At 61.8% G+C, this 17,357-nt stretch carries 19 protein-coding genes and 1 tRNA gene; 7 read left to right on the forward strand and 13 right to left on the reverse strand.

Features of this window, described 5'->3' with window-relative positions:
- Positions 1–109: 109 nt before the first annotated feature.
- The 7 genes from ATY77_RS10905 to ATY77_RS10935 all read right to left on the reverse strand — a co-directional run bounded on the left by ATY77_RS10905 (position 110) and on the right by ATY77_RS10935 (position 6,118).
- Positions 110–415 carry a hypothetical protein gene (locus ATY77_RS10905; protein ID WP_088687324.1) on the reverse strand — a complete coding sequence of 102 codons (306 nt, stop codon included), beginning with the start codon at positions 413–415 and terminating at the stop codon, positions 110–112.
- A gap of 154 nt (positions 416–569) precedes the next feature.
- Positions 570–938 (reverse strand): cell surface protein, encoded by a 369-nt coding sequence (locus tag ATY77_RS10910; RefSeq protein ID WP_088687325.1) that lies wholly within the window; start codon positions 936–938, stop codon positions 570–572.
- Between the two features lie 190 nt (positions 939–1,128).
- On the reverse strand, positions 1,129–1,449 hold the full coding sequence (locus tag ATY77_RS10915; RefSeq protein WP_088687326.1) for a hypothetical protein: 321 nt from the start codon (positions 1,447–1,449) through the stop codon (positions 1,129–1,131).
- Between the two features lie 68 nt (positions 1,450–1,517).
- The gene (locus ATY77_RS10920) at positions 1,518–1,991 is read right to left on the reverse strand and encodes a hypothetical protein (protein ID WP_088687327.1); all 474 of its coding nucleotides are present in this window, start codon (positions 1,989–1,991) and stop codon (positions 1,518–1,520) included.
- A 148-nt stretch (positions 1,992–2,139) separates the two neighbouring features.
- A tRNA-Arg gene (locus ATY77_RS10925) sits at positions 2,140–2,216 on the reverse strand.
- Between the two features lie 123 nt (positions 2,217–2,339).
- On the reverse strand, positions 2,340–3,860 hold the full coding sequence (locus ATY77_RS10930) for a HAMP domain-containing sensor histidine kinase (RefSeq protein WP_088687328.1): 1,521 nt from the start codon (positions 3,858–3,860) through the stop codon (positions 2,340–2,342).
- Between the two features lie 263 nt (positions 3,861–4,123).
- Positions 4,124–6,118 (reverse strand): methyl-accepting chemotaxis protein, encoded by a 1,995-nt coding sequence (locus ATY77_RS10935; RefSeq protein ID WP_088687329.1) that lies wholly within the window; start codon positions 6,116–6,118, stop codon positions 4,124–4,126.
- A gap of 429 nt (positions 6,119–6,547) precedes the next feature.
- Between ATY77_RS10935 and rpmH the strand changes: the two genes are divergently transcribed.
- The 4 genes from rpmH to yihA all read left to right on the forward strand — a co-directional run bounded on the left by rpmH (position 6,548) and on the right by yihA (position 9,705).
- Positions 6,548–6,682, forward strand: a complete 135-nt coding sequence (rpmH, locus tag ATY77_RS10940) for a 50S ribosomal protein L34 (RefSeq protein WP_008524438.1) — start codon at positions 6,548–6,550, stop codon at positions 6,680–6,682.
- Positions 6,683–6,703: 21 nt separating this feature from the next.
- A complete protein-coding gene (gene rnpA / locus ATY77_RS10945; RefSeq protein WP_088687330.1) occupies positions 6,704–7,105 on the forward strand; it encodes a ribonuclease P protein component in 402 nt (133 codons plus the stop codon).
- On the forward strand, positions 7,105–8,898 hold the full coding sequence (yidC, locus tag ATY77_RS10950; protein WP_088687331.1) for a membrane protein insertase YidC: 1,794 nt from the start codon (positions 7,105–7,107) through the stop codon (positions 8,896–8,898). The genes rnpA and yidC overlap by 1 nt, the downstream gene beginning before the upstream one ends.
- A gap of 153 nt (positions 8,899–9,051) precedes the next feature.
- Positions 9,052–9,705: a ribosome biogenesis GTP-binding protein YihA/YsxC gene (yihA, locus tag ATY77_RS10955; protein ID WP_088687332.1), complete on the forward strand. Its 654-nt coding sequence runs from the start codon at positions 9,052–9,054 to the stop codon at positions 9,703–9,705.
- Positions 9,706–9,902: 197 nt separating this feature from the next.
- On the opposite strand, the gene ATY77_RS10960 is transcribed toward yihA, so the two are convergent.
- The 3 genes from ATY77_RS10960 to ATY77_RS10970 form a co-directional block, all read right to left on the reverse strand.
- Positions 9,903–10,460, reverse strand: a complete 558-nt coding sequence (locus ATY77_RS10960) for a fasciclin domain-containing protein (RefSeq protein ID WP_088687430.1) — start codon at positions 10,458–10,460, stop codon at positions 9,903–9,905.
- A 128-nt stretch (positions 10,461–10,588) separates the two neighbouring features.
- Positions 10,589–11,308 carry an anti-sigma factor gene (locus ATY77_RS10965; protein ID WP_088687333.1) on the reverse strand — a complete coding sequence of 240 codons (720 nt, stop codon included), beginning with the start codon at positions 11,306–11,308 and terminating at the stop codon, positions 10,589–10,591.
- Complete coding sequence (locus tag ATY77_RS10970; RefSeq protein WP_088676666.1) at positions 11,305–11,844, reverse strand: sigma-70 family RNA polymerase sigma factor; 540 nt, start codon at positions 11,842–11,844, stop codon at positions 11,305–11,307. The genes ATY77_RS10965 and ATY77_RS10970 overlap by 4 nt, the downstream gene beginning before the upstream one ends.
- 143 nt (positions 11,845–11,987) lie before the next feature.
- Between ATY77_RS10970 and argB the strand changes: the two genes are divergently transcribed.
- Positions 11,988–12,875, forward strand: coding sequence for an acetylglutamate kinase (gene argB / locus ATY77_RS10975; protein WP_088676966.1), 888 nt, complete (start codon positions 11,988–11,990; stop codon positions 12,873–12,875).
- Between the two features lie 59 nt (positions 12,876–12,934).
- On the opposite strand, the gene ATY77_RS10980 is transcribed toward argB, so the two are convergent.
- Positions 12,935–13,705, reverse strand: a complete 771-nt coding sequence (locus tag ATY77_RS10980) for an isocitrate lyase/phosphoenolpyruvate mutase family protein (RefSeq protein ID WP_088687334.1) — start codon at positions 13,703–13,705, stop codon at positions 12,935–12,937.
- Positions 13,702–14,769, reverse strand: coding sequence for a trifunctional transcriptional activator/DNA repair protein Ada/methylated-DNA--[protein]-cysteine S-methyltransferase (locus ATY77_RS10985; RefSeq protein ID WP_088687335.1), 1,068 nt, complete (start codon positions 14,767–14,769; stop codon positions 13,702–13,704). Before ATY77_RS10985 ends, ATY77_RS10980 begins: the two co-directional genes overlap by 4 nt.
- A 103-nt stretch (positions 14,770–14,872) precedes the next feature.
- On the opposite strand from ATY77_RS10985, the gene ATY77_RS10990 reads away from it, so the two are divergent.
- Together ATY77_RS10990 and ATY77_RS10995 are read left to right on the forward strand one after the other, a co-directional pair.
- Positions 14,873–15,589, forward strand: a complete 717-nt coding sequence (locus tag ATY77_RS10990; RefSeq protein WP_088687336.1) for a pyrimidine 5'-nucleotidase — start codon at positions 14,873–14,875, stop codon at positions 15,587–15,589.
- Positions 15,590–15,699: 110 nt separating this feature from the next.
- Positions 15,700–16,326 (forward strand): EF-hand domain-containing protein, encoded by a 627-nt coding sequence (locus ATY77_RS10995; RefSeq protein ID WP_088687337.1) that lies wholly within the window; start codon positions 15,700–15,702, stop codon positions 16,324–16,326.
- A 90-nt stretch (positions 16,327–16,416) separates the two neighbouring features.
- Here the strand turns inward: ATY77_RS10995 and ATY77_RS11000 are convergent, their stop codons facing one another.
- Positions 16,417–17,283 (reverse strand): LOG family protein, encoded by an 867-nt coding sequence (locus tag ATY77_RS11000; protein WP_088676662.1) that lies wholly within the window; start codon positions 17,281–17,283, stop codon positions 16,417–16,419.
- Positions 17,284–17,357: the final 74 nt, after the last annotated feature.

The raw sequence follows: 17,357 nt of genomic DNA on the forward strand, positions 1-17,357 counted from the left end.
CTGATGTTTCGGAACGGCTGACGGGTGTTCGCCTGGACACCGAGTTCCCAGCCCAAACCGAGCGAAAAAGGCGGTCCTGAGACCGCCTTTCGCGAAGGCCGCTGCGTCCTCAGTAGTTGCAGCCGGAGCTGCTCGTCGGGTTGAAGCCGAGCTTGCAATCCATGTTCAGCGGCTTCTTCGGGTTCATCATGTAAGGCATGGACGAGCCCGTGCCTTCCGAAGCGCGCTGGCCGATCGAACCCGTCGTGCTTCTGTCATGCTGTGTCCTAGTCTCGGCCCGGGCAGCCGGACGCTCGACGGCAGGCTGTTCGACAGCACTCGACTGAAGGGGGGCCGCCCCGGCTGAGAAAGCCGAAAGGCCGAGGACCGCGCCGAAGGCAACGGCCGTCAGGCCGCTCTTGAAGATAGTGGTCATTATCGTCTCCTTGGGAGGATGTAGCGAATTTACGCCGACCAGTTAGGGAGCGGATCTGTCACATTCCACGGCGCCGGAAGGGCGGTCACAAACATGTGAGCGGTGCTCCGGCGAAGAAAAAGGCGGCTCGTCGCCGCCTCTTTCATTTGCCGGCTCAATAGCCGTTATCGCAAGGCATGCTGCCGGGACCGATCGATCCCGAAAACGTAGGGTTGCACATTGGCGCCGGCGCCGGCCTGTTCACCGGCTGACGGATGATGGAGCCCGTGGCGCCGGCCTCGACGCCGAATGCGGCAAGCGGATACCAGTAGCCGTCGGAGCGGCGCCGGGTGCCGGGGTGCTCGGTGCGGAAGCCTTGATAGCCGTGCCAAGTGCCGGCATGTGGCTTGAATTGCGCCGTTTTTACGGAGACGCCAGACGGCCAAACCGTCTGCGCCGGTGCTGCCTGAGCTGGGGGAAACGACGCAAGGGCGAGAAGAGTGCCGAGCGCGACGGTGGAGGGAACGAGATTGAACATCTTCATGATAAATCCTCCTTCTGGATTTATCCCGGAAAAATGCCCTCCCGCCATCAGGAGTTCCGCGCTCACGCACAGTTTCCAAAACTCGTGATTGCAGGCGATCCGGCGTGATTTTATCGCCTGAAAACGTGAAAAGTCGCGATCGGAAGCAGGAGCTCAAGCAGTGCGGAAAGGAAACGCGAATTCTCTATTCTCAATTCGCGTACAATGTCCGGTAACCCTGGGCGGAGATGCAGGCCACATATTGCCTGTGAGCGGCGGCGCGCGCGATCGTTTCCGCTTCCAGCGCGTCAGCCTGAGCATAGCCGGTCAGCTGCGCGCGTACCTCATACTGCCTCTTCGCCTCGCCATACATGGCATTGCCGTCGGTCATGCAAATGCTGTGCGCCACGCCGGGCGGATTGACCGGCACGCCGATGGCCAGGAGCACGGGCTCGTTGGCGCGATCGATGCAGCCGGCAAGGGCCATCATCATCGCCGCGACGCCCAGAGCCCGAAAAATTCCCACCACCATGCATTCCTCTGGCCGAAAGCGCCTCGCAGTTCGTCACTTCGCACATACATGCGGAAGGTTGCGCGAAACTATGCTGATCGGGAGAGCCGATCATCGCTCCCGGAGTGAACGCTGCGCGATCTCGCCTGCCAAACAGACACTGCGACCCAGAAAAGCAGAAACATGGGGAGTGGAAGCACTGTGCGCAGAGCAAGCCAAAAATCGGTATGCGCGACGAACGCCGCAATGCAGCTGATGGCCACGATCAGGAACGCGCACCCCGCCAGGGAAAGATAAGCCTGCCCCCATCGAGCCAGCGGCAGCGGCGATCGTCTCTCGAGCAATAGGCTATCGGCATTTCTAACCCGCGCGGCCAGCACCGCGAAGATAATGCCAGCAGGCAGAAACGACAGCGAAAGTCGAAGCTTCACCAGAAGTTCGGTCTGCACGAGCAACGAGCCGGCCAGACGAGACAGCCAGTAGGTGATTACGGCGTTGAGGGCCAAAACCAAAACCGAGCGCCACAACAGGGCGCAGAAGATACGGAGAAAACTGATCATCATTCAATATCGAATTAGCAATGTGCGGCAACGGTATCGGTTGCGGCAACAGATCGCAACCGTCGTGCAGTTCTTGCTCGATCAGGTCATAAAAGCAGGCTTGCGCGCCGAGATGCCGCGAGAGCTTGGGAAATCAGACTGGGAAGAAGAATGGCGCACCCGAAGAGATTCGAACTCCTGACCCCCAGATTCGTAGTCTGGTGCTCTATCCAGCTGAGCTACGGGTGCGTGCAAAATGCGGCGGAGCCGCTTGCGTGGGCGATCCTCTAAAGGGTCCTTTCGGACATTGCAAGAGCATTTCGAAAAAAATCGCGTCTTTGTCCGCCAGCGGCCGCGCCTTCGGAAATCATGTCACTTTTCGAAGTGCGCCCGGCTGCGGTAATCCTCCAGGGAAACCGGGCGATCGGGGATCTCGATGCGGAACTGCGTGCCGACCGTCGGCTTTTCGACAAGCGCGATCGTGCCGCCATGGGCGAGCACCAGTTCGCGGGCGATGGTAAGGCCGAGGCCGGTTCCGCCGGAGCGGGCCGAGCCGCGGAAGGCGGCAAAGAGGTTCTGGCGCGCCTTCAGCGGCATGCCGGGGCCGGTATCATCAACGGTGATGCTGACGACACTGCCGACGCGCTGAGCGGCGACGGTGATGCGCCTGAGAGAGCCCGGTCCGCCCTCACCCGGCGACGTTAGCGCCTGCAGCGCGTTGCGGCAGAGATTGTGGATGACACGGAAAAGCTGCTCGCCATCGGCATCGACCTCGAGATCGACGCCGATCTGCTCGACGAATTCGATGCCGCTCTGCGGCTCGATCGCCAGCATGTCCTTGACGTCCTGGGTCAGCTCCAGAAGGCGGACATGGCGGCGGCGCGGCGCCGATTCGCTCGCCTTGCCGTAGGACAGGACCTCGGTCGTGTAACCGACGGCGCGATCGATGGTGCGCAAGAGCTTCGGCGCGAAGCTCTTGACCATCGGATCGTCGACATCGACCAGCCGGTCTGACATCAGCTGCGCGGATGCCAGGATATTGCGCATGTCGTGATTGATCTTGGAAACGGCGAGCCCGAGAGCCGCGAGGTTCTTCTGCTGCTTCAGCGTCTTCTGCAGCTCCATCTGCATCGAGGTCAGGTTGCGGCCGGCGACTGCCAGCTCGTCGCGGCCGCCGTCGCCGATATAGATATGGGCTGGATTATCCGGATCCGAGGAGAATTGCTGCATGCTGCCGGTCAGCCGGCGGATGGGGCCGATGAGGATGCGGTTGATCGCAAAGAAGATCAGCGTCGCCGTGAAGAGCGAGATCAGCACCGAGAGCAGGAGAACGTTGCGAGAGTAGGCGAACATTGCCCGGCGCAGCAGTTTGTCCTTCATGACAACCTCGACGCCGGTGCTGGTTTCGCCGACGGGGCCATAGACACGGATCATCCTGTTGCCGCCGAAGACCAAGGTATCGAGCGCGTCGCGTATCGCCGTCAGCGGCGGCACGTCGGTGAGGTCGTAGGCTTCGTCGACAGAGGTCGGCATATCGGTCGTCGCCAGCAGCCGCGAGGTGCCGTCCTTGCGCAGCACGATCGCCTTCGTGCCCGTCGCTTCCAGCGTCTCCTTCTGCAGGGCGCGCGGCAGCTCGATCGGCTGCAGCCCATCGATGACGATGGCGGCGGCGGCGGCCGTGTTCAGCCGGTCCTGCAGCCAGCGCAGGCGCATGCTGGCCACCGACGGGAAGAAGATCAGGATTTCGGCGAGCATGATGAAGAAGACGGTGAGCCAGAGCAGCTTGCCGGACAGCCCGCCGAACAGACCGGCAGACGGGCAGCGGCCCTTGGCGGCCTCGCCGGCCGCCGGGTTTTCCGCCGAAGGATTATTGCCCTGGTCTTGCACCGGCATTTTCTCTCGCCCGATCGGCGGCGCGGCCGCCCTCACCGCGAGAACAGGATTGGTTTCAGACTTGGCCGGCCTAAAACCAATCCTGTTCTCGCTTATCTGTTAGAGCATGATGCCGTTCGAAAACCGCTTACACTTTTCGGCATCATGCTCTGGAGCTCTATATTAGACCAATAGGCTCCGCTTTCAAATCTTTGCGAGCAGCGTCATGTCGTCACAAAAACGCCGCCCGGAGGCGGCGTTCGAAAGCGCTTTCTTAGGAAGGATCAGAATTCTTCCCAGCTCTGTTCGGCGGCCGCCGCACTGCCGCCGAAGGCGCGGGCGACCTTGGCAACCGCCCGGCGGGCAGGCGAGGCGACGGGCTTGTGCGCCTCGGTGCGGGCAAGCGCAACCGGTGCGGCTGCATTCGAAAGCTTGAAGCGCGCAATGAGGTGCACCAGCCCGTTGGCTTCGGCCGAGAGCCTATGGGTGGCGGCGGATGTCTCCTCCACCATCGCAGCGTTCTGCTGCGTGACCTGATCCATCTGGTTGACGGCGGTATTGACTTCCTTGAGGCCGGTCGACTGCTCGGTCGCAGCCGTGGCGATCGAATGGATATGGTCGTTGATGGCGATGACCCGGGTGCCGATTTCCGCCAGCGCCTCGCCGGTCGCCTGGACGAGCTTGACGCCGACCTGCACTTCGTCGCCCGACTTGGTGATCAGCGCCTTGATGTCCTTGGCGGCGGTCGCCGAACGCTGGGCGAGTTCGCGCACTTCCTGGGCGACGACCGCAAAGCCCTTTCCGGCCTCGCCGGCACGCGCCGCCTCGACGCCGGCGTTCAGCGCCAGCAAATTGGTCTGGAAGGCGATCTCGTCGATGACATTGATGATCTGGCTGATCTCACGCGAGGCCTGCTCGATGCGGCCCATGGCCTCGACGGCGTTGCGCACGACGACGCCGGAAGCGCCTGACTTGTCCTTGGCTTCAGAGACCATGACGGTGGCTTCATGCGCCCGCTCGGTGGAGTTCTGGACGACGGCGGTGATCTGATCGAGCGCTGCCGATGTCTGTTCGAGGGCTGCTGCCTGCTGCTCGGTGCGCTTCGAGAGGTCGTCGCTCGCATTGCGCAGCTCGGCGGTGTTCCCGTTCATCGCTTCCGTCGTCTCGCGCACTTCGCGCATCGTCGCCTGCAGCGTCGCGAAAGTATTGTTGACGTTCTGCTGCAGCTCGGCGAAGGCGCCCTGGAAGCTGCCGTTCATCGTCTGGGTAAGGTCGCCTTCGGCAAGGCTGGCGATGACGCGGCGGGTCTCGCCGACGCCGGCATCGACGCTCGACAGCAGCGTGTTGATGTTGCCGGCGAACCGGTTGAGGTTGTCCTCCTCGTAATCCTTGGTGATGCGATGGCTGAAATCGCCCGCAGCAGCCGCGGCGACGACGACCGACATGGACGACTGCAGGTCGTCGCTCTTGGCGCGCATGGCCACTTCCTGCGCGTTCAGGCGCTTGACGGCAAGGCCGTTCTCCTTGAAGACGGCGACCGCTGCGGCCATTTCGCCGATTTCGTCCTTGCGGCCGGCAAAGGGGACCTCGGCGTCGAAATTGCCGTCGGCGACCTCCTTGATGGCATGGGTGACGCGCTTGATCGGGCGGCTCAGATGGCTGGTGCCGATATAAAAGCCCATGCCGACGCCGATCGCGATGCCGATGCCGGTGATGCTGAGGACGAGCACGAGGATCCAGGTGCGGAAGCTCTCGATCTCGTCGTTGACGGCCTGGAGCGCGGCCTTGTCGATGGCGACGACCGCGTCGATTTCGGCCTGGAAGGCCTTGCGATTGGCGCGGTTGGCCTCATTGTTGCCCTGCTGGCTGGCGGCCTCGGGGCCGACTTCGGTGCCGAGGCGGGCCGTTTCCGTACGGAACGTGCGGAATTCCGCGGACCTAGCGACGAGCTTGGCAAAAGATTCCTTTTCGCTATCGGGGACGAGCGGCGCCCAGCCGGCAATGACCTTGTCGATCTCGTCGAGGCCGGCCATCAGGCCCTTGGCGAAGTTCGGCGTATCCTTGATATCCTTGGCGGCGTAAATGCCGCGCGATTCCATGACCACAGCCGTGACGAAACGGTTGAGGCGTTCACCGGCATAGGCGCGAGCGGCAGCATGCTCATAGGCTGTGAGATTGCGGTTATATTCGCGCATGGCGGACAGTGCCGTTGCGCCGATCAGAAGCGCGACCGCGCCCATCACGGAAACCAGCAGGTTAATTTTGCCGCGGATCTTCAATGCAATGCTCCCTAGCTACCACACGGTCCTGGAAAGCAAATCTCCAGCCCATGGGCTCAACATCGGCGAAATTGATTAAAGTTGTGTTCAATGTTTACGATTGCGCCAATGAAATTCTATGGGTTTGAGCAGTCACCGAGATGTGCTTTCGCTATAAAATGGCGTGTCGGCGGGAAATAAACTTGAGGATGCAACAATACTGCAACCGCTTAGCGCAATCGCTATTTCTTAACACCGCAGTGCGAAAAATCACAGTCGAACCAAGTGCCGATTGGAATTCGTCCGGTATAATTGACTTTTCCGGGCTTCATCCGTATAAGCCGCCGCACGTCCGGTCATTCAGGCCTTTCTTGGCCCGCCCGTTCGAAAAACAACGCTCCTTGCATAATGCAAATTCAAGAAGGGCCGCACTCCGCGGTGTTTAAATAAATGAAGCGTACCTACCAACCATCCAAGCTTGTCCGCAAGCGTCGCCACGGCTTCCGTGCGCGCATGTCCACGAAGGGTGGCCGCAAGGTCATCGCTGCCCGCCGCGCGCAGGGCCGCAAGCGTCTCTCGGCCTAAGGCCGGGTTGCCCGAGAAGAGATGGCGGGCGAATTGACGACCAAAGAACAAAAATACACTGTCGGGCGGCTGAAAAGCCGCCCGCAGTTTCTTGCCGTGCGCGAAGGCGAAAAACGCCGCGGCGGCCTCTTCCTCCTCGAAGTCCTCGACCGGAGGGAACCCGACAGCCGAGCCCGCGTCGGTTTCACAGTCACCAAAAAACATGGCAACGCGGTCGAACGGAACCGCATGCGGCGGCGCCTGAAAGAGGCGGTGCGGCTTCATGCGGGGTTTGCAATGCAGCCCGGACACGACTATGTGGTTGTCGCGCGCAGGGACGTGCTTGAGGCGTCCTTCAAAGAATTGACTGCGGAACTGAAATCCCGCGTGGAAACCAGGCCGAAACACCGGCGCTCCGGAGACGGACGCCCCAGGAACGTATGATGGAAAACAACCGCAATTACTTCATTGCGATCGCTCTCTCGGTGCTGATCGTCCTCGGCTGGCAGTTTCTCTACATGAATCCGCGTATCGAGGCTCAGCGCAAGACGCAGGAAGCCCAGAAGGCGCAGCAGCAGACCGAGCAGGTGCAGCAGCCAGCGGCAGGCGGCCAGGCGCCGGCCCAGACGAGCGGTTCGGCACCATCCGGCCAGGCGGCCGCGACGGCGACGCTCGAGCAGGCGCTCGCAAAAACCCCGCGCGTTGCTATCGATACTCCCGCCCTTTCCGGCTCGATCAACCTTGCCGGCGCCCGCCTCGACGACCTGAAGCTCAAGGGCTATCACGAGACCGTCGACGACTCGAGCCCGATCATTACCCTGTTCAGCCCGGCGGAAACCAAGGACGGATATTTCACCGAACTCGGCTATATCGGCAGCGACGCGACCGGTGCCGTTCCGGGTCCCACGACGCTCTGGACGGTACCCGAGGGCGCCAAGCTCACCGAAAAGACGCCGGTGACGCTCTCCTACACCAACGATAAGGGCCTGACCTTTACCCGGACGATCAAAGTCGACGACCGCTATATGTTCAGCGTCACCGACAAGATCGAGAATGCCGGCCAGGCACCCGCCTCGCTTTCCTCCTACGGCCGCGTCACGCGTTACAACAAGCCGACGACCCCCTCGGTCTACGTTCTGCATGAAGGCTTCATCGGCGTCATCGGCGACGATGGCCTGATCGAAACCAAATACAGCGCCGTCGAAAAGGAACCGGTGCAGCCGGCCAAGTCCACCGGCGGCTGGCTCGGCATCACCGACAAATACTGGGCGGCGACGATCGTTCCGCCGCAGACGTCGGCCTATGAAGCGCGCTTCTCGCATTTTGCCGACGGCCAGCCGCGCTATCAGGCCGACTACAAGGACGACGCCTTCACCGTTGCGCCGGGCCAGTCGGTCGAGCTCAAGAACCTGGTCTTCGCCGGCGCCAAGGAAGTGCCGGTCATCGACGGCTATGAAGCTTCCTATTCGATCCCGAAATTCGACCGGCTGATCGACTGGGGATGGTTCTATTTCATCACCAAGCCGATGTTCACGATGATGGACTTCTTCTTCCGCTTCTTCGGCAATTTCGGCGTGGCGATCCTGTGCACGACCATCGTCGTCAAGCTGTTGTTCTTCCCGCTCGCCAGCAAGCAATATGCCTCGATGGCGAACATGAAGCGCGTGCAGCCGAAGATGGAAGAGCTGAAGGCCAAGTTCGGCGACGACCGCATGGGACTGCAGCAGGCAATGATGCAGCTCTACAAGGAAGAGAAGATCAACCCGATCGCCGGCTGCTGGCCGGTGGCGCTGCAGATCCCGATCTTCTTCTCGCTCTACAAGGTGATCTACATCACCATCGAGATGCGGCATGCGCCGTTCTTCGGCTGGATCCAGGATCTTTCGGCGCCCGATCCGACGACGATCGTCAATCTGTTCGGCCTGCTGCCCTTCGAAGCGCCGACACTGTTGCATCTCGGTGTCTGGCCGCTGATCATGGGCATCACCATGTTCGTGCAGATGCGCATGAACCCGACCCCGCCCGATCCGACGCAGGCGATGATCTTCAACTGGATGCCGCTGGTGTTCACCTTCATGCTGGCAAGCTTCCCGGCCGGCCTCGTCATCTACTGGGCCTGGAACAACACCCTCTCGGTGCTGCAGCAATCGCTGATCATGAAGCGTCACGGCGTCAAGATCGAACTCTTCGACAATCTGAAGGGCATCTTCCGACGAAAAGCGGCCTCATCGAAATAACGCGCGTCAAGCCCCGCTCCGGCGGGGCTTTTCGTTTCCAGCCGTCGCGAGAGAGGCAAGGCATGCCCGTGCGCGGCGCCTCTGAAGCTTGACATCTGCCTGCAAAACCACGAAGCCCGACAAGAGACCCAACCCGGAGGTTGCTGAGCCCGCATGCCCGACACCGAAAAGCCGCTCTTCGGCCATCCCTGGATCTTCATCCGCGGCGTACCGTCGCTCAATTTCCTGCCGCCGGAAGGGCCGCTGGAAGTGGCCTTTGCCGGCCGTTCGAATGTCGGCAAATCGTCGCTGATCAATGCGCTGGTCGGGCAGAAGGGCCTTGCGCGCACCTCCAACACGCCGGGGCGCACGCAGGAACTCAATTATTTCGTTCCGGACGGTTATTCCGGCGAGGCCGACGACCTGCCGCCGATGGCGATCGTCGACATGCCGGGCTATGGTTACGCGCAGGCGCCGAAGGAACAGGTCGACAAGTGGACCAAGCTGGTCTTCGATTATCTGCGCGGCCGCGCGACGCTGAAACGCGTCTATGTGCTGATCGACAGCCGCCACGGCATCAAGAAGAACGATGAGGACGTGCTGACCCTGCTCGACAAGGCCGCCGTTTCCTACCAGGTGGTTCTCACCAAGACCGACAAGATCAAGGCGCCCGCCGTGCCGAAGCTCATCGCCGAGACGGCGGATAAGATCCGCAAGCGCCCTGCCGCCTATCCCGCCGTGCTGTCCACGTCTTCGGAAAAAGGTGACGGGCTGGACGATCTGCGTCAGGCGATCGCCGAAACGGTCGGCATCGCGACCTGGAAGTAGAGATCGCCTCCTGCCCTCATCCGCTGCCGCCACCTTCTCCCCGCCCGCGGGGCGAAGGAACATGCCGCGGCCTTCCGTTCCCCTTTAACTCCTCGCAGGGCACGTCCCCTCGCCCCGTTTTAACGGGGAGAGGGTTAGGGTGAGGGGCGGCCATCCGCGCCAAGGAAAGGCCCTGCCTCTGCCAACAAGGGCGGGCTTTACGTTTTCGGCAACAGCACCTTATCGACGACATGGATGACGCCGTTCGACTGCTTGACGTCGGCGATCGTCACATGGGCGACGTCGCCGTTTTCATCGGTCAGCGTGATCTTGCCCATGCTTTCCCTGGCCTTCAGCACGCAGCCGCCGACGGTCTTGATGTCGTGTTCGCCGCCGTCGTCCTTGATCATCTTGGCGACCGCCTTGGACATCGCGTCGGCCGCGACCACGTGGCAGGTCAGCACCTTGGTCAGCTTCTCCTTGTTTTCCGGCTTCAGCAGCGTCTCGACGGTGCCGTCCGGCAGGGCGGCGAAGGCCTCGTTGGTCGGTGCAAAGACGGTGAAGGGACCCTTGCCCTCGAGCGTGCCGACGAGGCCGGCCGCCTTGACGGCTGCGACCAGCGTCGTGTGATCCTTGGAATTCATGGCGTTCTCGACGATGTTCTTGTTGTCGAACATCGCAGCGCCGCCGACCTCTGGATTTTTCGCGTGGGCAGCGAAGGCTGCGGCCGACATGGCGGTGGCGAGCGCAACAGCGCGCAATGCAGATTTGGTCATGATTTTCTCCTCGGGCCGGAACTCGTCCGCCGGCTTGATGCCTGAGCGTCGTCCGGACATTTCGAACTACGGAAGACCGCGCCGAAGAGTTTCAGACAGGAGAAAGTGATTTTACGGCCGGCGCCTGATTATGGCCGGCGCACGCTGCCGCTTGCGACGACAGGGCCGGTCGCCTGTCCCGTCGGAGAGCCGCCGAAAGGTTCGAGGCTGACGGCAAGCTTGGCGCCATCGGCTATCTGAGCGCGCAGATCGGCTGGAATGACCAGCTCTCCGCTTTCACCCGGCTGGAAGACGCCGAGGGATTTCGGAATGCCGCTGCCCGGCACGAGCCAGAGTTCCAGCGATTTTTCCTCCGGCTTGCCAGCGGCGACCGGCACGATCTTCAGCTTGCCGCTCTGGATCTCGTAGGAGGCGCGAAGATTGATGGCGTTGTTTTGGCCCTCAAGCTCGGCCACCAGCGGCGTCGGCCCCTGCGGCTGCGGCACGACGCCTGAAGCGAAGATGACGGCGCTGACGGCGACGACGATGCAGGCGAAAGCCAATGAGCGCCAGAAGACGGCGGAATTCCAGAGCCCTTGCGAGAAGGATGGGGGCTTTTCGCCGTCGCCGAATAACCGCGCCTCGATCTGCTTAAAGGTCTCGCGGCTAGGAGCGACGCCCTCATATTCGTCATTGAAGGCGGAGAGGTTGGTTTCCCAGCGGCTGACGATCGCAGCGAAGGTCCGGTCGTGGCGCATGCGCTCTTCCACCACCCGGCGATCCTGAAGCGACAGGACGCCAAGCACATATTCGCCGGCGAGGACCTCGTCGCGGGAGCGGTTTCCCTTGCTTTTGTCGGGCGATGTCATCGTTCCATGCACTCTCTCAGTTTCAAGAGGCTGCGTCTGAGCCAGGTCCGCATCGTGTTCAGCGGCACACCAAACTGATCGGCCAGTTCCTGATAGCTCAGCCCTTCGACATAAGCCCGTTTCACCGCGACCGCCCGATCAGCTTCCAACTCTTCCATGCAGGTGTCAATCCGCCTTCCTTCATCCTTCGTCACTGTCTGCATTTCCGGGTCGGGGCCGGCATCGGCAAGATCGTAGGCGCTGTCCAGTTCGTCGGCGATCGGCTTGCGCGCCCGCATCAGGTCGATCGCGCGATTGCGTGCAATCGCCGCCAGCCAGGCCGACGGCGCTCCCGAGGCCGCGGAGAAGCTCCGGGCACGCTGCCAGATGCTGATATAGACCTCCTGCAGGGCTTCTTCGGCCTCCGTGCGATCCTTCAAGATACGCAGGCAGATCGAGAAAAGTTTCGGCGCCGTCTGGTTATAGATGGCAACGAAGGCCTTGCGATCGCCGAGCGCGACGCGTCCGATCAGGTCTTTGATCTCATCGCCTTGCATGCGTTCCTCATATCGTGGCTGCGCCGCATCGGACGGAAAAGTCCGCCGGCTCCGTGCCACATACGAAAAACTATTGCGTGCTGGATTATTCCCTCTGTCAGAAACTTGCGATAAAAGGCCGCGATCAATTCTGCGGGGTTCCCATGAACGAGTCCGAAAGCGAAATCCAGGCACGTCTTCTCGCCCAGGCGCTGCCCTTCATGCAGCGTTATGAGAACAAGACGATCGTCGTGAAGTATGGCGGCCACGCCATGGGCAATCCGGAGCTCGGCAAGGCCTTTGCCAGCGACATCGCGCTACTCAAGCAATCGGGCGTCAACCCGATCGTCGTTCATGGCGGCGGCCCGCAGATCGGCGCCATGCTGAACAAGATGGGCATCGAATCGAAATTCGAAGGCGGACTGCGCGTCACCGACCAGAAGACGGTCGAAATCGTCGAGATGGTGCTCGCCGGCTCGATCAACAAGGAGATCGTCGCGCTCATCAACCAGACCGGCGAATGGGCGATCGGCCTTTGCGGCAAGGACGGCAACATGGTCTTCGCCGAAAAGGCGCGCAAGACCGTCAAGGATCCGGATTCGAACATCGAGCGCGTCCTCGATCTCGGCTTCGTCGGCGAAGTGGTCGAGGTCGACCGCACGCTGCTCGATCTGCTCGCCCGCTCCGAGATGATTCCCGTCATCGCGCCCGTGGCGCCGGGCCGCGACGGCGCGACCTACAATATCAACGCCGATACTTTCGCCGGCGCCATTGCCGGTGCGCTGAACGCCACCCGCCTGCTGTTCCTAACGGATGTGCCCGGAGTGCTCGACAAGAACGGCCAGTTGATCAAGGAACTCTCGGTCGCCGAAGCCCATGCGCTGATCGCCGACGGGACGATCTCCGGCGGCATGATCCCGAAGGTCGAGACCTGCATCGACGCGATCAAGGCCGGCGTGCAGGGCGTCGTCATCCTGAACGGCAAGACCGCCCATTCCGTCCTGCTCGAAATCTTCACCGAGCACGGTATCGGCACGCTGATCGTGCCCTGATTGAGGCTGCGCCCTTCACCAATGCGGAGGGCGCACCTTCATGCTGCGTTATATCGGCTTCAAAGCTGACTATAGACCGCCGCCGCTTCCTGCTTCAGCTTTTCCATCATTGAGCGATAAGGCCCCGGGCCATAGCTGACGCGGCCGACGCCGAGCTTTGCCAGCGCTTTCACATCGGGGGCGCCGGCCCTCATCATGATATTGACCGGCAGCGACGATGCCGCGCAGATCCTTTCGATCAATGCGGCGTCGATCAGGCCCGGAACGAAGAAGCCGCTGCCGCCGGCGGCCGCATAGGCCCTGCCCCGCTCGATCGCCTCGTCCACCAGACTCGCATGCTTGGAAAGATCGCTCTCGGCGAGGAAGAGGTCCGTGCGGGCATTGATGAAGAAGGGAATGCCTTTCCCGTCCGTCATCTCGCGGATGGCGCGGATACGGGCCGCCTGCCGCTCGGCCGGATGGAGGCCGCTGCCGCCGACGACCCGATCCTCGAAATTGATGCCGACAGCACCAACCTCCACCAGCTTGGCGACATTGGCGGCAGCACCAGCGGGCTCCGGGGAATACGCACCTTCAAAATCGACCGAAAGCGGCAGGTCTATAACATTGGTGATGGATTTCACCGTCTCGACCAGCGCCGGCATCGGCAGCTTTTCGCCGTCGGCATAACCTTGCGCTGCCGCGACCGACCAGCTTCCCGTTGCAAGCGCCTTGGCCCCGGCATCGGCAACGGCGTTCGCCGTGCCAGCGTCCCAGATATTATATAGGACGACCGGATCGCCCTTCTGATGCAACGCGTGGAATGCCTTGGCTTTGTCAGTCTGGTTCATGCCGTCTCCTCCATCTTTGCCTGTGCTCTGACCTTCTCTTCATGCCGCAGCAGCCACTGCTTGCGCCAGAGCCCTCCGCCATAGCCGGTCAGCGAACCATCCGCCCCGAGAATGCGATGGCAGGGCACGATGATGGCGAGCTGATTGGCGCCGTTCGCGCGACCGACGGCACGCACGACCTCCGGCCGCTCCATCTCCCTTGCGAGATCGGCGCGCGTCTGACCGACCGGGATATCCACGAGCTTTGCCCAGACATGCTTTTCGAACGGCGTGCCGCCAAGCGCCAACGGCGTCTTGAAGACGGTAAGCCTGCCTTCGAAATAATCGCGAATTTCCGCTTCGATCTGGTCGATGACAGGCGTTCGGCCGATCGCAACGGAAGAACGGACACGCTTCTGCAGTGCCTCGAGTTCGCTCGGCAGTGCCTTGCGATCGTGAAACTCGAGAAGATGCAGATATGTCCGGTCGGCGACCGCGATCATCGGTCCGAGCGGCGTGTCGAACCAATCGGCAAAGAGCAGTTCGCGGTTCTGCGAGAGCGCCGGCGCTTTGCCGACGAGCCGCTGAAAGGCCGTCCGGAAGCCGCTCGGCGATTCGTATCCAGCCTCGATCTGCGCATCGATCACCCGCGCCCCATCGGCGAGCTGCCGGGCCGCCCCTCCAAGCCTGATATAGCGGACAATGTCGTGAAAGGTCATGCCGAGCGCCCGCTTGAAGGCCCGGCGCACCGTCGAGGGATCAAAACCCCGGCGCACGAGTTCGTCCTCGCTCCAGCGAGCCTCAGGCTCGCTGTCCAGCCGCGCCAGCAGTTCATCGACAACAGGCTCCCTGCCCGGCTGCTCGAGCGGCCTGCAGCGCCGGCACGGACGAAAGCCGGAATGCATGCAGGCGGCGATCGTATCGAGGAAGACGGTATTTTCCCGCTTCGGCTTGCGCGCCGGGCAGGTCAGACGGCAGAAGATGCCTGTCGTCTTGACGCAGACATAGGCCTGGCCCTCATAATCGGCGCGGCGCGCGATCAGGGCGTCATAGAGCGTATCGTCGTCAGGGCGTTCGAAGAGCATGCCGACTTTCTAGCACCTCGCGCCTGCCGCGTCCGCCGAAAATCGGGCGTCTATTTTTTCTTGTCGATTTCCCTGCGGTCGCGCCTGTGCCATAAGGACGCCCATGACAAAGATCGACCGCACGCCTGAAAAAGCCGATTTCGAACACGTCACCGACTGGGTGTTCGACCTCGACAACACGCTCTATCCCCATCATGTCAATCTCTTCGCGCAGATCGACAAGAACATGACGGCCTATGTCGCAGCGCTCTTGCAGATGGAGCGGGACGAAGCGCGAAAGCTGCAGAAGCAGTATTATCTTGACCACGGCACGACCTTGCAGGGCCTGATGATCCACCATGGCATCGACCCGAATGATTTCCTCGAAAAGGCGCATGCGATCGACTACTCGGCGCTGACGCCGCAGCCGGAACTCGGCGAGGCGATCAAGGCGCTGCCGGGGCGCAAGTTCATCTTCACCAACGGCAGCGTCAAACATGCCGAGATGACGGCCGGCGCGCTCGGCATTCTCGAGCACTTCGACGACATATTCGATATCGTCGCCGCCGACTACGTGCCGAAGCCGGCGCAGGCGACCTACGACAAATTTACGGCCCTGAAGCGCGTCGAGACGAACAAGGCGGCGATGTTCGAGGATCTGCCGCGCAACCTGACTGTGCCGAAGGCGCTCGGCATGCAGACCGTGCTGCTCGTGCCGCGCAATCTGGAAGAAACTGTCGTCGAATGGTGGGAAAAAACCAGCGGCGAGGAAGATCACATCGATTTCGTCACCGACGACCTCGCCGCCTTCCTCGGCAAGGTGACCGGATCCGGCCGCTGACGGCATCACGTTACGAAAGTTTCACCCAGCTTACCGATGTTTAACTGGGTCTTCCCGCCTCGTTGCCATAGCTTCTTTCGTGAGGGGACACCTTACGAAAGGGAAATACGATGTACCGTAACAAGCTGATACTGGCAGCGCTTTCCTCCGTCCTCGTTTTCGGCGCTGCAGCCGGAGCAAGCTTTGCTGCGCCCGGCGACGGCCCGCGTCAGCACGCCGGCAAGGGCCGTCCGGACTTCGGTGCCTTCCGCGAAATCACCTATGTGCGCATGCTCAAGCAGTTCGACGTGAATAAGGACGGACAGGTCACCAAGGACGAGGCGAAGGAAGGTATCGACAAGATCTTCGTCGCGATCGACACCAACAATGACGGGTCGCTGACACCGGGCGAAATCCGGCAATACCGGCAGACGCAGATGCAGGCGATGCGCGACCAGCGCAAGCAGAATGCCGACGAAAACAGCGACGCGAATGCCGCCGGCAAGACGGCGGAGAACAACGATCAGGGTCGGCCGCCGCGCGAGGGTCACGAAGGTCGTGACGGCCATCGCTGGATGCGCCATGGCGGCAACATCATGAACGCCTCGATCATGATGCACCGGATCGATACCGACGAGAACGGCCAGATTTCCAAGCAGGAGGCCGAGGCCGCCATCGACAAGCTGTTCGTCCGGATGGACCGCAACAAGGACGGCGTCATTTCGATCGACGACATGCCGGACCGGCCATTCCTGTAAGGCGGAACGAACCATTGGCTCGGCTCTTTCCCCGCGCTGGCGGGGAAAGAGATTCTCGTGCCTCTTCAATCGGAATGCGGCGCTGAGCCCCTATTCGCGGCGTTCGTAGAAATCCTGCACGATCTTCCATGCAGCTTCGGCCGTCTCGACGAAGCTGATCAGCTTGACGTCGTCGGGCGCGATGGTGCCGAATTCGGCCAATGCGTCGAAATTGATGATGCTCTTCCAGAACGCCTCGCCAAACAAGATCAGCGGCAGGCGCTCCATGCGCCCGGTCTGGATCAGCGTCAGGCATTCGAAGAATTCGTCAAGCGTTCCGAAGCCGCCGGGAAAGACCGCGATCGCCTTGGCGCGCACCATGAAATGCATCTTGCGAATGGCGAAATAGTGGAAGTTGAAGCTGAGCTCGGGCGTCACATAGGCGTTCGGCGCCTGTTCGTGCGGCAGCACGATGTTGAGGCCGATGGAAGGCGCGCCCTCGTCGGTCGCGCCGCGATTGCCTGCCTCCATCACGCCGGGGCCGCCGCCGGTGACGATGACATATTCATGGAAGTCGAAGGTCGCCGAATATTTCGAGCAGAGCCGGGCGAATTTGCGCGCCTCGTCATAATAGACGGATGCCGCCTCCAGATTGGCGCGCTGGACATCATTGCGCGCCGCCCAGGCGCTCTGGCCGGGAGCGGGAATGCGGGCGCCGCCGAACATGACGACGGTCGAGCGGATGCCGCGTTCGGTCAGCATCATCTCCGTCTTCAGGAGTTCCAGCTGCAGGCGGATCGGCCGCAGCTCCTCGCGGCAGAGGAAATCCTCATCGACATAGGCAAGGCGATAGGCAGGCGACATCGTCTGCGGCGTCTTCGGCACGGCCTCGGCGCGCTGCCTGTCGGTCGAGCTGCTCTTCAGCGGGTCCCATACGCCATCCTTGCGCCTAGAACCGCCGTTTCGTCCCTTCGCCATATCGAAATGCCTTTCAGTCCTGCCGGCCTTAGTGCCGGATATGTCGCGATAACGCCTTGAATCCAGATTGATCC

The sequence above is a fragment of the Rhizobium sp. R634 genome (assembly GCF_002211305.1).
Classification (GTDB): domain Bacteria; phylum Pseudomonadota; class Alphaproteobacteria; order Rhizobiales; family Rhizobiaceae; genus Rhizobium.

Excerpts from the sequence above, each read along its gene's own strand:
- ATY77_RS10910 (WP_088687325.1), bottom strand. The coding sequence starts at position 938 with ATGAAGATGTTCAATCTCGTTCCCTCCACCGTCGCGCTCGGCACTCTT.
- ATY77_RS10985 (WP_088687335.1), bottom strand. The coding sequence starts at position 14,769 with ATGCTCTTCGAACGCCCTGACGACGATACGCTCTATGACGCCCTGATC.
- ATY77_RS10995 (WP_088687337.1), top strand. The coding sequence starts at position 15,700 with ATGTACCGTAACAAGCTGATACTGGCAGCGCTTTCCTCCGTCCTCGTT.
- ATY77_RS10930 (WP_088687328.1), bottom strand. The coding sequence starts at position 3,860 with ATGCCGGTGCAAGACCAGGGCAATAATCCTTCGGCGGAAAACCCGGCG.
- rnpA (WP_088687330.1), top strand. The coding sequence starts at position 6,704 with ATGGCGGGCGAATTGACGACCAAAGAACAAAAATACACTGTCGGGCGG.
- ATY77_RS10920 (WP_088687327.1), bottom strand. The coding sequence starts at position 1,991 with ATGATGATCAGTTTTCTCCGTATCTTCTGCGCCCTGTTGTGGCGCTCG.
- ATY77_RS10990 (WP_088687336.1), top strand. The coding sequence starts at position 14,873 with ATGACAAAGATCGACCGCACGCCTGAAAAAGCCGATTTCGAACACGTC.
- ATY77_RS11000 (WP_088676662.1), bottom strand. The coding sequence starts at position 17,283 with ATGGCGAAGGGACGAAACGGCGGTTCTAGGCGCAAGGATGGCGTATGG.
- ATY77_RS10905 (WP_088687324.1), bottom strand. The coding sequence starts at position 415 with ATGACCACTATCTTCAAGAGCGGCCTGACGGCCGTTGCCTTCGGCGCG.
- ATY77_RS10965 (WP_088687333.1), bottom strand. The coding sequence starts at position 11,308 with ATGACATCGCCCGACAAAAGCAAGGGAAACCGCTCCCGCGACGAGGTC.
- yidC (WP_088687331.1), top strand. The coding sequence starts at position 7,105 with ATGGAAAACAACCGCAATTACTTCATTGCGATCGCTCTCTCGGTGCTG.
- yihA (WP_088687332.1), top strand. The coding sequence starts at position 9,052 with ATGCCCGACACCGAAAAGCCGCTCTTCGGCCATCCCTGGATCTTCATC.
- rpmH (WP_008524438.1), top strand. The coding sequence starts at position 6,548 with ATGAAGCGTACCTACCAACCATCCAAGCTTGTCCGCAAGCGTCGCCAC.
- ATY77_RS10970 (WP_088676666.1), bottom strand. The coding sequence starts at position 11,844 with ATGCAAGGCGATGAGATCAAAGACCTGATCGGACGCGTCGCGCTCGGC.
- ATY77_RS10960 (WP_088687430.1), bottom strand. The coding sequence starts at position 10,460 with ATGACCAAATCTGCATTGCGCGCTGTTGCGCTCGCCACCGCCATGTCG.
- ATY77_RS10915 (WP_088687326.1), bottom strand. The coding sequence starts at position 1,449 with ATGGTGGTGGGAATTTTTCGGGCTCTGGGCGTCGCGGCGATGATGATG.
- argB (WP_088676966.1), top strand. The coding sequence starts at position 11,988 with ATGAACGAGTCCGAAAGCGAAATCCAGGCACGTCTTCTCGCCCAGGCG.
- ATY77_RS10980 (WP_088687334.1), bottom strand. The coding sequence starts at position 13,705 with ATGAACCAGACTGACAAAGCCAAGGCATTCCACGCGTTGCATCAGAAG.